This window comes from Mesorhizobium sp. M0106 (genome assembly GCF_040322715.1).
Classification (GTDB): Bacteria; Pseudomonadota; Alphaproteobacteria; order Rhizobiales; family Rhizobiaceae; genus Mesorhizobium.
Window position 1 is genome coordinate 1 of sequence record NZ_JAMYUA010000049.1, and the last position, 11,765, is coordinate 11,765.

Here is an 11,765-nt window from a genome sequence, read left to right on the forward strand (position 1 = left end):
CAAACCCTTCCGCTGGAAAGCCGACCCCGACAAAATCATCGCAGCCGCAAGCCGAGGGCACCAGACGTTGGATTCAATCCACTAGAGGCTGGCGTGGGTTCTGGATTATCGATTTCGGGTTGCGATCTGAGATCGAAGCGCAACAATATGAACAACCGTTTGAGCTTGCTTGGCATACGATACGCCCCGTCAGGCTGAAGAACTCTGAACAAGTGGCACGCGACAAATGGTGGATTTTCTGGCGACCTCGCCCGGAATTTAAATCGGCGTCTTCTCATTTCAAACGTTTTATTGGCACTCCTCGCGTAGCGAAGCATCGGTTATTCGTCTGGTTGCCAAATGCGGTCTGCCTTGATTCAGCCGCAGTGGGGATTGCACGCGACGACGACACTTTTTTTGGGATTATGCATTCGCGTTTTCACGAGGAATGGTCGCTTCGGCTTGGCACATGGCTCGGCGTCGGAAACGATCCTCGCTATACTCCCACTACTACGTTCGAGACTTTTCCGTTTCCGGAGGGCTTGACACCTGATGTTCCGGCGGCGAACTACGAACGTGATCTACGTGCGAAGCGTATTGCTATTCTTGCAGAGCAACTGGATCAGAAGCGTCGCGCTTGGCTCAGTCCACCCGACCTCGTGGACGTCGTGCCAGAAATCATACCGACCTCCGCATCGGGCGAAGAGCCGGTGAGATATCCCGACCGAATCGTCCCAAAGAACGCCGAAGCGGCGCTGGAGCTGAAGGAGCGGACGTTGACCAATCTCTATAACCAGCGGCCGCAATGGCTGGCGAGCTTGCATGAGGCACTCGACCGCGCTGTGGCGGCCGCATATGGCTGGCCGGAGGATATTTCCACGGACGACGCGCTGGCAAAGCTGCTGGCACTCAACCTGGAGCGGGCTGCGGCGGGGCGGTGATAATTACGCCTGCGCATCCATCCGTCGAAGTCATCGGGAGAGCGGAGGCGCTCGCGCTGGAACGAAGCCGGAACATTTGCTAGCATTGTACTAAGGCCTGCGATTCGCGGGCCAGAATGCCGGAGAGTGAAATGGGAAAGAACACGGGTGAAGGTTTTCGCCGGGGCGCTGTAAGGGAACGCACGCAATTTGAGCGACCGGACGGACTTTGGCAGAAGCGTGACGAAACGACAGGCCATCTGATGGAAGTAAAACAGACAGCAGGGCCATTCAAAGGTATTGCCAAAGAACCTGACGGCCGAGATGCGGAAAACTCGTAAGACTTAATCTCTGACGTCTGCCGGACAGCGCCCCCCTCTGGCCTGCCGGCCATCTCCCCCTCAAGTGGGGAGATCGGCCAATCGCGAAAGTCCGCGCTGCCCGTCATCCGCCCGTCGGGCACCTTCTCCCCGTAGAACGGGGAGAAGGAAGAGCCCCGCCTACATCCCCTTCATCGCATCACATGAAACATTCGGGTTCATGTCCGCGAACGCGCCGGTCGGGTTGCCCTTCCAGGCCCAGACATGCAGCTCGTAGAACGGGCCGAGGCCGTAGCGGTTGGGGGCGCTGTTGAAGTTGAACAGATGCCCATCGAGCGAGGCCGGGCCTTTCGAGGTGATGTATTCGACCGCGATCAGTTTTAGCGTGCCGTCGGCCATCGGCTCGTACATCACCGCTTCCGGCTTGGCGACATCGACCGCGTCGTCCTTGAGGTAGCCGGGATTGACATAGTGGATGCCCATGGCGCCGCCGGTGATGCCGCTGGCGCAGGGAATGGGCGCGTAGCCCTCGGCGGTCGCCGCCGCCACATTCTCGAAGCGGCTGTTGGCCGCGCGTACCTTGTCGGCCAGCGGATTGCCGTCCTTTGCCTGGGCCGCGGTGGCGGCGATCGACAGGATGGCCAGGGCGGCAAGGCGCCCGGTGCAAAGATTGATATTCATGTTCTCTCCGGTTGTTTGAGGACGCGCACCGATCGGGTCTGCTCAACGCTGCGGCGTCCGTTGGAATTTTGCGAAACAGGTCGCTCGTCCTGTTTTCATGTCGGCCGCAATGATGCGGCCGGTTGCACGGCTTGTTTCAGTCCGTCCAAACGGCGCGGCGTACTAATGGTCCCACCAATAATATTCCCAGTATTCGCGCCGCTGCTCACGGTCGGGCAGTCCCATGTCCTGCCTCAGATAATCGTCTTGCGGGGGCAGCCGGCGCCGCCTGCCCAGCAGACGCGAAGGCAGCGCCGCCGCGATCCGCCATAGACGGCCAAGCAGGGAACCGCCGGGGTTTCCCACGACAGGCGCCGGTTCGCCGACCGGCATGCCATCAGGCATGTCGCAATTGCCGCGAATGGCAGTTTGATACTCATCCTTTTGTCCGCCACTTGGGGTTTGCCTGCCATCAACGGTAAAAGTAGGGGTCAAGAACCCGCACCTCCGTGATCTTGTCGACAGGCAGCGAATTCTTCTGGGCGGTGCTGCGGATCGCCTCGGGCGAGGGCGCGTCGTAGATGCAGAAGCTGCGCTTCTTGTCCGGCGACACGTAGGACTGCAGCCAGGTAACGCCCTTTTCGGCATTGCGCATGACGACACCGCCCAGCGCGTCGGCGCCGGCTTCGTTCATCGGCACGTTGAGGCCGTCCGGGAAGGTGCGTTCGATCAGATAGCGAGGCATGGAAGCCTTCCTTTCTCCAGTGGGTCACGCCCGGTTTGAGCGCGGCTCGACATTGATCACGCCCGGCAAGAGCGCACATCGGAGCCTTTCCCCATTTTTGGCGGGACGATTCCCTATGTTGGCAGCGTTATGAGCGGGGGACATGTTGGCGGGTCCATCGCGGGTCCGCCTTTTCGGCGAACTCGATCTGCGTGAGCGAATGATGCTTCTGGAACGGCAGACACAGCTGGAGCGACTCGACGGGCTGCTGGCCGATGCCGGGCGCGGGCGTGGCTGCGTCGCGGTGCTTGCTGGCGAGGCCGGGGCCGGCAAGACCGCGCTTGTCGAGGCCTTCATCGACCGGACTGCGCAAGCCACGCGCATATTCCGCAGCGCCTGCGAGGATCTGTCGATACCCGATCCGCTCGGGCCGCTTTACGATCTGGCGCGGGACGCGCAATGGGCGCTGCCGCAGGCGATCGATCATCGGCAAGGACAGAGGCTGCCGCTGTTTTCGGATGCGCTCGACATCTTCGAGACAAAGGCGCAGCCGACCCTGCTGGTGATCGAGGACTTGCACTGGGCCGATGATGCGACGCTCGATTTCGTCCGCTTTCTCGGCCGGCGCATCGCCAACAGGCATCTCTTGCTGCTGCTGACGGCGCGCACCGATCGCAGCGAGGGACAGATGCGGGTGCGCCGCGCGCTCGGCGAGATACCGGCAGGCAGCGTCGCGCGCATCGACGTGCCGCTGCTCAGCGAGTCGGCGGTGCTGTCACTGGCCGAGGCGGCGGGGCGTGATGGCGACGCCATCTACCGGGCGACGGCGGGCAACGCCTTTTTCGTCACCGAACTGTTGTGCAGCGGATGCGAGGAAAAAACGGCGCTGCCGGCAAGCGTGCGCGACGCGGTTCTGGCGCGGGCCGAGCGCCTGTCGGCCGGCGCCCGCGCGATGCTCGACGCGGTGTCGGTGTTTCCACGGCGGGCCGATGCCTGGGCGTTGCAGGGCCTGTGCGGCGTCGCCAGCGCCGGCCAGCTTGCCGAATGCGTCGCCAACGGCTTGTTGGAGGATCAGGGCGACGGCTATGCGTTCCGGCACGAGATCGCCCGCCGCGCCATCGAGGCGATGCTGACGACGAGCCACCGGCGGCAGTTCAACCAGCGCGCCCTGGCCGCCCTGCTCGAAAACAGTGAGGTCTCCACCGGCCGCCTGGTGCATCACGCGGTGGAGGCGCACAATCTGCAGGCGGTGCGCGAGCTGGCCCCGGTTGCGGCGCGCGAGGCCTCCCGCGTCGGCGCCCATCGCGATGCGGCCGGCTTCTATGAAGCCGTGTTGCGGCAGGCCGACGGCCTGCCGGTGGAGGAGCGCACGGCGCTCCATGAGAAATATGCCTTCGAGTGCCACCTCATCGGCAAGATCGACGAGGCCATCGCCGCGCAGGACCAGGCGCGCCGGCTGCATCAGGCCCAGGGGAATACGGCGAAGGAAGGGGATTGCCTCAGATGGCTGTCGCGCTTTGCTTACCTGCTTGGCGACCGCATGGCTGCCGATGCCCTTGGCGAGCAGGCGGTTCAGCTGCTGGAGACCGCGCCGGCCGGGCCGGAGCTGGCCATGGCCTATTCCAACCTCTCGCAACTGGCGATGCTGGCCGAAAGGCTCGACGACACGCTGCGGCTCGGCAACAAGGCGATTGCGCTCGCCGAACAACTGAACCGGCCCGACATCGTCTGCCACGCGCTCAACAATGTCGGCAGCGCCGAGCAGTGGCTGGATCTGGCAAACGGACGGCTGCACCTTGCTCGCAGCCTGGAGATCGCGCTGGAGCAGAATTTTCAGGAACATGCGGCGCGCGCCTTCACCAACAGCGCCTGCAGCGAGATGAACCAGCTCGGCTTCGCTGAGGCGCGGTCGTTCCTCGATCGCGGCATCAACTATTGCGTCGAAAACGATCTCGTCACCTGGCGCGACTATATGCGCGGCGTGCTGGCCCAGTTGCTGCTGCGCCAGGGGCAATGGGAAGAGGCTGCCGGCGAGGCGCTCGAGGTGATCGCCAACGATCAGGCGACGATGCTGGTCCGCTATCCCGCCGTGGTGGCCCTGGCAAAGTTGCGGATACGGCGCGGCGACCCGTCCGCCGAGCCGCTTTTTGCCGAAATGACGCAGTTCCTGGACAAGGGATTGGAATTGCAGCGGCTGGCGCCCTATGCGGCGCTGATGGCCGAACGGGCGTGGCTCGGCCAGGCTGACAAGGATGAGGCGCTCGGCCTGATCGCACTGGCTGAGAGCTTGTCGACGACGCGGGCGGGTTTCGGCGAGCTGGCGACGTGGCGGCAGAAGCTGGCGCCGGACATGGATCCAGGCGACACCATCGGCATGGCCGCGCCCTACCGGCTGCTGCTCGCCGGCGACTGGCAGGCGGCGGCAGAACTATGGGCCGAGATGAACGCGCCCTACGAACGCGGGCTGGCGTTGGCAGAGGGCGACGAGACCGCGCAGCGCCTGGCGCTGGAGATTTTCGAAAACCTCGGCGCCAGGGCGGTCGCCGTTCACCTGCGCGATATCATGCGCCGCAACGGCGTCAACGGCATCGCAAGGGGGCCGCGCCGAACCACGCGCGCCAATCGCGCCGGCCTGACCCAGCGCCAGATGGAGGTGCTGCAACTGATCGAGCGCGGCTTTTCCAACAAGCGGATCGCCGAGCACCTGACCATCTCGCCGAAGACGGTCGATCACCACGTCTCGGCGGTTCTGGGCAAGCTGGACGCGGTTTGGCGGGGTGAGGCGACGGCCGCGGCGCGCGATTCGGGGTTGATTTGAGCCTGTCTTCTTCGGGTCGCGATCCTTCGCGCCCCCCTCTGGCCTGCCGGCCATCTCCCCCTCAGGTGGGGAGATTGGCTAATCGCAAACGCTGGCTCCGCCCTTCGGGCACCTACTCCCCGTGAACGGGGCGAAGGAAAGCAGTGCCTTACGCAAACGCCCCATGACAATGCTTGTATTTTTTCCCTGACCCGCACGGGCAAGCCTCGTTGCGGCCGACCTTGCCCCAGGTGGCCGGGTTCTTCGGGTCGCGGTCTTCGGGGGCGACGATGGCGTTGGTCTCCTGGCGGACCAGCACGGCCGTCTCGCCGCCTTCGAAATCGTCCTCGCCGGTGAAGCCGTCGATGTGGCTGCCGAACATGTCGGGGGCCTCGGGCGGCGGCGCTTCCGCCGCCTGGCGGACCAGCTCAACGCGCATCAATTGCGCGGTGACGGCCTGGCGCAGATTGCCCAGCATCGCCTGGAACAGCTCGAACGCTTCGCCCTTGTACTCCTGCAGCGGATCGCGCTGCGCATAGCCGCGGAAGCCGACGACCGAGCGCAGATGGTCGAGGTTGACGATGTGCTCGCGCCACAGATGGTCGAGCGTCTGCAACACCACCGAGCGCTCGACATAGGTCATCACGTCGGGACCGAAGCGCTCGGCGCGTTCCTTGGCGGCGGCCTCGGCGGCCTGGCTGACGCGCTCGCGGATGTCGTCCTCGGCGATGCCCTCTTCCTTGACCCAGTCCTCGACCGGCAAATCGAGGTTGAGGAATTCGGCGATCTCGGCCTTGAGGCCGGCGACGTTCCACTGCTCGGCATAGGCATTTTCGGGAATGTTCTTGGCGACGATCTCCTCGATGACGCCTTCGCGCATCTCGGTGATGGTCTCGGACAGGCCCTCGCCGTCCATCAGCTCGATGCGCTGCTCGAACACCACCTTGCGCTGGTCGTTCGAGACGTCATCGTATTTCAAGAGGTTCTTGCGGATGTCGAAGTTGCGCGCCTCGACCTTCTTCTGCGCCTTTTCCAGCGCCTTGTTGATCCACGGATGGATGATCGCCTCGTCTTCCTTGAGGCCGAGCTTCTGCAGCATGCCGTCCATGCGCTCGGAACCGAAGATGCGCATCAGGTCGTCCTGCAGCGACAGGAAGAATTTCGACCGGCCGGGATCGCCCTGGCGGCCCGAGCGGCCGCGCAACTGGTTGTCGATGCGGCGCGATTCATGGCGTTCGGTGGCCAGCACATAGAGGCCGCCGGCGGCGAGCGCCTTTTCCTTCAGCCGGGCGATGTCGTCGCGGATTTCCTTTTCCCTGGCTTCGCGCTCGGGGCCGGCCGGCATGTCGCCAAGCTCCTCGGCGATGCGCATGTCGGCATTGCCGCCGAGCTGGATGTCGGTGCCGCGGCCGGCCATGTTGGTGGCGATGGTGATGGCGCCGGGCTTGCCGGCCTGGGCGACGATCGCCGCCTCGCGCTCGTGGTGGCGGGCGTTCAGCACCTCGAAATCCTTGAAACCTTCCTTGCGCAGGCGTTCGGCCAGCTGCTCGGACTTCTCGATGGAAGTCGTGCCGACCAGCGTCGGCTGGCCCTTGGCGCGGGCTTCCTTGATCTCCTTGACGATCGCCTTGTATTTCTCCTCGACCGTCCGGTAGACCTCGTCGTCTTCGTCAATGCGGATGACCGGCAGGTTGGTCGGGATCTCGGTGACGTCGAGATTGTAGATGTTGGCGAATTCCTCGGCCTCGGTCAGCGCCGTGCCGGTCATGCCGGCGAGCTTCTTGTAGAGGCGGAAATAGTTCTGGAAGGTGACCGAGGCGAGCGTCTGGTTCTCTGGCTGGATCGCCACATGCTCCTTGGCTTCGAGCGCCTGGTGGAGGCCCTCCGAATAGCGGCGGCCGGGCATCATGCGGCCGGTGAACTCGTCGATGATGACGATCTCGCCGTTGCGCACGATATAGTCCTTGTCCCGCTGGAACAGCCGGTGCGCCTTCAGCGCGTTGTTGACGTGGTGGACGATGGCGACGTTCTCGACGTCGTAGAGCGACTCGCCCTTGAGCAGACCCGCATCGCGCAGCATGTTCTCCAGCTTCTCGGTGCCTTCCTCGGTGAAGATCGAGGTCTTCTGCTTCTCGTCGATCTCGTAGTCCTGCGGCTGCAGCTGGATGATGAAGGTGTCGATGGTGTTGTACATTTCCGAACGGTCCTCGAGCGGACCGGAAATGATCAGCGGCGTGCGCGCTTCGTCGACCAGGATGGAATCGACCTCGTCGACGATGGCGTAGCTGTGGCCGCGCTGCACCATCTGGGCGCGCTCGTATTTCATGTTGTCGCGCAGATAGTCGAAGCCGAGCTCGTTGTTGGTGGCGTAGGTGACATCGGCGGCGTAGGCGACGCGGCGCTCCTCGTCGGACAGGCCGTGGACGATGACGCCGACCTTGAGGCCGAGGAATTTGTAGACGCGGCCCATCCATTCGGAGTCGCGCGTGGCCAGGTAGTCGTTGACGGTGACGACATGGACGCCGTTGCCGGCGAGCGCGTTGAGGTAGACCGGCAACGTCGCCACCAGCGTCTTGCCTTCGCCGGTGCGCATCTCGGCGATGCCGCCATTGTGCAGCACCATGCCGCCGATCAGCTGCACGTCGAACGGCCGCATGCCGAGCACGCGGCGGGCGGCCTCACGCACGGTGGCGAAGGCCGGCACCAGGAGGTCGTCGAGACTGGCGCCGTTGGCGATGTCCTGGCGGAACTTGTCCGTGCGGGCCTGAAGCTCGGCGTCGGAAAGCGCCTGCATCTCGTTTTCCATGGCATTGATCGCCTCGACGCGCGGCCGGGTCGATTTGACCCGACGATCGTTGGAGGAGCCGAAAACCTTACGGGCGAGACCGCCGAGACTGACCATCCAATGGCCCTTTCGATAGCATTCCAAGTCATTGCGACGGGCGCCGGCTGGCCCCATCAACTCAACGTGAACGCGGACAAACGCAAAAAGCGCCCGGAAAACGGTTCTGGACGCAAAGTCGTTGGACAGATAAGAGGGGGCTCATTCGATGTCAACGCCGCGCTCGCCCTGTCGACCGCGCCAAATTCCGCCACAATCTTGCTGGTCTGGAAGCCATTCCGCTCTAGCTATCCCGCTTTGGAGATAATCGTAATGTCAGTATTGTTCCGCCGCGCGTCGCTCGCCATCCTTGGTCTGGCATTCGGCCTGTCGGCCCTCTCGCTGTCGCCGCTGATGGCACAGGAGGCCGCCCCTGCCCAGCCGGCAGCACCCGCTCCGGCGGCCAAGCCGGTCGATCCGAACGCCGTGGTCGCCACCATCAACGGCCAGACGCTGACCGAGGCAGACCTTGGGCTTGCCGAGGGCGAGCTGTCGCAGCAGTTCGCGCAGCTTCCGCCCGAGCAGCGCCGCGCCGCGGCGCTTTCGGCGGCGATCGAAATCCGCGTGATGGCGGCTCAGGCGGTGACCACCGGCCTCGACAAGGATCCCGACTTCCAGCGCCGCATGGCCTTCCTGCAGCAGCGCGCGCTGCATGGCGAAATGGTCGAGAAGGGCGTCGTCGACAAGGTTACCGATGCCGAGGTCCGCGCCCGCTACGACCAGGAAATCGCCAACACGCCGCCCACCAATGAGGTGCACGCCCGTCACATCCTCGTGAAGACGAAGGAAGAGGCAGACGCCATCATCAAGCAGCTCGACGGCGGCGCCGACTTCCAGAAGCTTGCCAACGAGCACACCAGCGATCCGAGCGGCAAGACCAGCGGCGGCGATCTCGGCTGGTTCGGACCTGGCCAGATGGTGCCGGAATTCGACAAGGCGGTGTTTGCGCTGGCGGTCGGCAAATATACCGACCAGCCGGTGCAGTCGCAGTTCGGCTGGCACGTCATCAAGGTCGAGGACAAGCGCACCAAGCAGCCGCCGGCGTTCGACCAGGTCAAGGACCAGGCGCGCCAGGCGGTCATCCGCGACAAGTATTTCGCGCTGGTCAAGTCGCTGCGCGCCAACGCCAAGGTCGACATCCCCGATGCGAACCTGAAGAAGACGGTCGACGCGCTGGAAAGCGCCAAATAGGCCAGACTGGGCTACGACAGGGCGCGCTGCCGCCCTGTCGCTTCTATTTGGCAGGGCGAGCGATGATGCGTCGACGCCGCCGCCGGACCGCCGTGGCGTGGTCGGCATCGTCAGCGACTATGCCTTTCAAAACATAGCCGACCGCCCTGCGCAGCGTCGCTTCGTCCTCGTCCAGGCGGTTCGTCAGAAGATGCGTCCAGGCGAACGAGGCAATCAGGTCGGCGACGACAATGGCATCGACGTCGGCTGCCACCTCTCCCCTTGCCTTGGCGCGTTCGACCATCTGGCCGGTATGGACACGACGCCCTCTTGCGTATTCGGCGAGGGCGGCGGCGGCTTTTTCGTCCGACTGCGCCTCGGCAATCAGCGATCTGAACACGCTACCCGACGACGTGTCGCGCCAATGCGCGAACAAGCTCTTCAGGAAGCCGACGAAATCCTCCGCAAGGTTCCCGGTGTCGGGATTGTCGACGCGCTTTTGCCGCTGGTAAACGTCGAGCAGCAAGGCGGCCTTGCTTGGCCACCAGCGATAGATCGTCGGTTTTCCGGCGCGTGCGCGGCGCGCCACCGCCTCGATCGAGAAGCCGGAATAGCCGGCTTCGACCAGTACCGCCTCGGCGGCTTCGAGAATGGCATCGGCGCTTTCCGGGCTGCGCCGTGCGCCAGCCGACTTGCGTCCGGGATCGGTGATTTCGCCCATCTCTTCTTCCTTACCCGCGATTTCAGCAGCCATCATATACAACTCTTGACGAAACGGAACGATCCGTTTTATATGTAACGGAACGTTCCGTAACGATAAGGAGAGTTTGATGAACTCGACCGCCGCCACGCGTTTTTCGCGCCTGCGCTTCGCCGTGCTGGTGCTGCTCGGCGTCTATCCGCTGATCACTGCCATTTTGTACGTGGTTTTTCCGCTGACGCAGGAATGGCAAATCTGGCAGCGCACGCTGGTCATCGCGCCGCTGATGGTCTCGATCATGATCTGGGGGCTGATTCCGGGCGTGCAGCGGGCGTTTCGCGGGTTCATCAACCCAGCGGTCCGCTGATGTTCATTCCAGCGCTTGCGACGTCTCCGAGGCAACGCGCCACGCGCCATCGGCCAGCACGAGTTCCAGCGTCACCCGCGCCTTGCCGGTCAGCCGTGGCGCCAAGTTGTCCTTCGGCACATAGTCGTAGCGCATGGCGAAAACCACGTCGGCACGGTCCTGGCCGTGCGGCGTCACCTCAAGGCTGCCGGGCTCGAGGCCGAACGACCACGATGCCCATTGCGCGAACCAGTCGGTCTTGAACTTGACGATTGCCTCGCTGTCGTAGCGCGTACCGTAGATGGTGGCCGACGCACCGTAGAGCCGCTTGACGGTTTCGCGCATTCTCCTGGCATCAGGCGCCAGATAGTCCTGGCGCAGAAACTGCTCGATGGCGCTCTTGTCGCCGACGGAGCGTTCGAGCGCAGCCACCTGCGACGCGGGAGCCGGGCTGACAGGCGGTTTCGGTTGCTGGGCAGTGTCTGCGCCCGGAACGAATTCGAAACGCTCGAGCAGCGACCCCTGCTCCCAGGGACGCTGCGCCTCGCGCGTTGCAGAAACGACGTCGCGGCGCACCGCGATCATCATGTCGTTGATGCTCTGTCCGGGCTCGGCCATATGCCGCAAAAGTGCGGCCGCAAACGGCGAGTTGCGCCCCGTCCCGTCCATTGCGACAGCGCCGGGCGCTGTCGAGAAGGCGATGAACGAGCCGCGCGTCGACTCGAACTGGGCAAGGCCGGCGAGAGCCGTCGCCGAGCGCGTCGTGGCGCTGCGGCTGAGGCTTCGGGCAAACGGGTTGTTGCGGCAGGCATCGAGAAAGACCAGGCTGACTTTGGTCTGCTGCTCCATGATGTCGAGAACCTCGTCGATCGGCACCGCCTCGAGCTGCAGCTTGACCGGCATGTCCAGCCGGGCGTCGACCGGCACGATGAAGTTGCGCCCGTCGACCTGCAGGCCGTGGCCGGCATAGTAGAACAGTCCGGCACCTGCGCCTTGCAGCGCATCGGAGAATTCGCCGATCTTGCGTTCGAGCTCGCGCTTGCCGAGATCGTTGCCTTCGATCACCTCGAAGCCGATGGCGCGCAGCTTGTCGGCGATATCGAGCGCATCGTTGACGGGATTGGCCAGCGTGCCGGCTTCGGCGTAGCTGCCGTTGCCGACCACAAGCGCCACGCGCCGCGCCGTCTGCGCATCGGCGCGCAGCAGCAGAAAGCCCAGAAACGCCAGTGCCAAGACCACAAGCCTGCCCATGGGGCAGGATCATAGCG

Annotated in this window: 10 protein-coding genes and 1 pseudogene; 5 read left to right on the forward strand and 6 right to left on the reverse strand. The window is 64.2% G+C overall.

Translation table 11 applies throughout. The features are described 5' to 3' along the window. Together NKJ55_RS30155 and NKJ55_RS30160 are read left to right on the forward strand one after the other, a co-directional pair. Nucleotides 1-920, forward strand: a pseudogene (locus tag NKJ55_RS30155) (class I SAM-dependent DNA methyltransferase); the annotation flags it as partial. Nucleotides 921-1,051: 131 nt separating this feature from the next. Then, nucleotides 1,052-1,240, forward strand: coding sequence for a hypothetical protein (locus NKJ55_RS30160; protein WP_352453058.1), 189 nt, complete (start codon nt 1,052-1,054; stop codon nt 1,238-1,240). Nucleotides 1,241-1,399: 159 nt separating this feature from the next. On the opposite strand, the gene NKJ55_RS30165 is transcribed toward NKJ55_RS30160, so the two are convergent. The 3 genes from NKJ55_RS30165 to NKJ55_RS30175 all read right to left on the reverse strand — a co-directional run bounded on the left by NKJ55_RS30165 (nt 1,400) and on the right by NKJ55_RS30175 (nt 2,624). Further along, nucleotides 1,400-1,900 (reverse strand): hypothetical protein, encoded by a 501-nt coding sequence (locus NKJ55_RS30165; RefSeq protein WP_352453059.1) that lies wholly within the window; start codon nt 1,898-1,900, stop codon nt 1,400-1,402. 162 nt (nt 1,901-2,062) lie between these two features. Then, a complete protein-coding gene (locus NKJ55_RS30170; RefSeq protein WP_051406161.1) occupies nt 2,063-2,284 on the reverse strand; it encodes a hypothetical protein in 222 nt (73 codons plus the stop codon). 67 nt (nt 2,285-2,351) lie between these two features. Continuing rightward, entirely contained in the window at nt 2,352-2,624 is a 273-nt protein-coding gene (locus tag NKJ55_RS30175; RefSeq protein WP_023677971.1) for a DUF4242 domain-containing protein, read from the reverse strand. Between the two features lie 142 nt (nt 2,625-2,766). On the opposite strand from NKJ55_RS30175, the gene NKJ55_RS30180 reads away from it, so the two are divergent. After that, a complete protein-coding gene (locus NKJ55_RS30180) occupies nt 2,767-5,421 on the forward strand; it encodes a helix-turn-helix transcriptional regulator (protein ID WP_352453060.1) in 2,655 nt (884 codons plus the stop codon). A gap of 148 nt (nt 5,422-5,569) precedes the next feature. Here NKJ55_RS30180 and secA read toward each other — a convergent pair whose 3' ends face one another. Next, nucleotides 5,570-8,302, reverse strand: a complete 2,733-nt coding sequence (secA, locus tag NKJ55_RS30185; protein WP_352453061.1) for a preprotein translocase subunit SecA — start codon at nt 8,300-8,302, stop codon at nt 5,570-5,572. A gap of 252 nt (nt 8,303-8,554) precedes the next feature. Here secA and NKJ55_RS30190 point away from each other — a divergent pair, with 252 nt between their 5' ends. After that, complete coding sequence (locus NKJ55_RS30190) at nt 8,555-9,472, forward strand: peptidylprolyl isomerase (protein ID WP_352453062.1); 918 nt, start codon at nt 8,555-8,557, stop codon at nt 9,470-9,472. 43 nt (nt 9,473-9,515) lie between these two features. On the opposite strand, the gene NKJ55_RS30195 is transcribed toward NKJ55_RS30190, so the two are convergent. Then, nucleotides 9,516-10,172: a TetR/AcrR family transcriptional regulator gene (locus tag NKJ55_RS30195; protein ID WP_352453089.1), complete on the reverse strand. Its 657-nt coding sequence runs from the start codon at nt 10,170-10,172 to the stop codon at nt 9,516-9,518. 109 nt (nt 10,173-10,281) lie between these two features. Here NKJ55_RS30195 and NKJ55_RS30200 point away from each other — a divergent pair, with 109 nt between their 5' ends. Next, nucleotides 10,282-10,518 (forward strand): putative antibiotic biosynthesis monooxygenase, encoded by a 237-nt coding sequence (locus tag NKJ55_RS30200; RefSeq protein ID WP_352453063.1) that lies wholly within the window; start codon nt 10,282-10,284, stop codon nt 10,516-10,518. Nucleotides 10,519-10,521: 3 nt separating this feature from the next. Here the strand turns inward: NKJ55_RS30200 and NKJ55_RS30205 are convergent, their stop codons facing one another. Next, entirely contained in the window at nt 10,522-11,748 is a 1,227-nt protein-coding gene (locus NKJ55_RS30205; RefSeq protein ID WP_352453064.1) for a caspase family protein, read from the reverse strand. Nucleotides 11,749-11,765 lie beyond the last annotated feature (17 nt).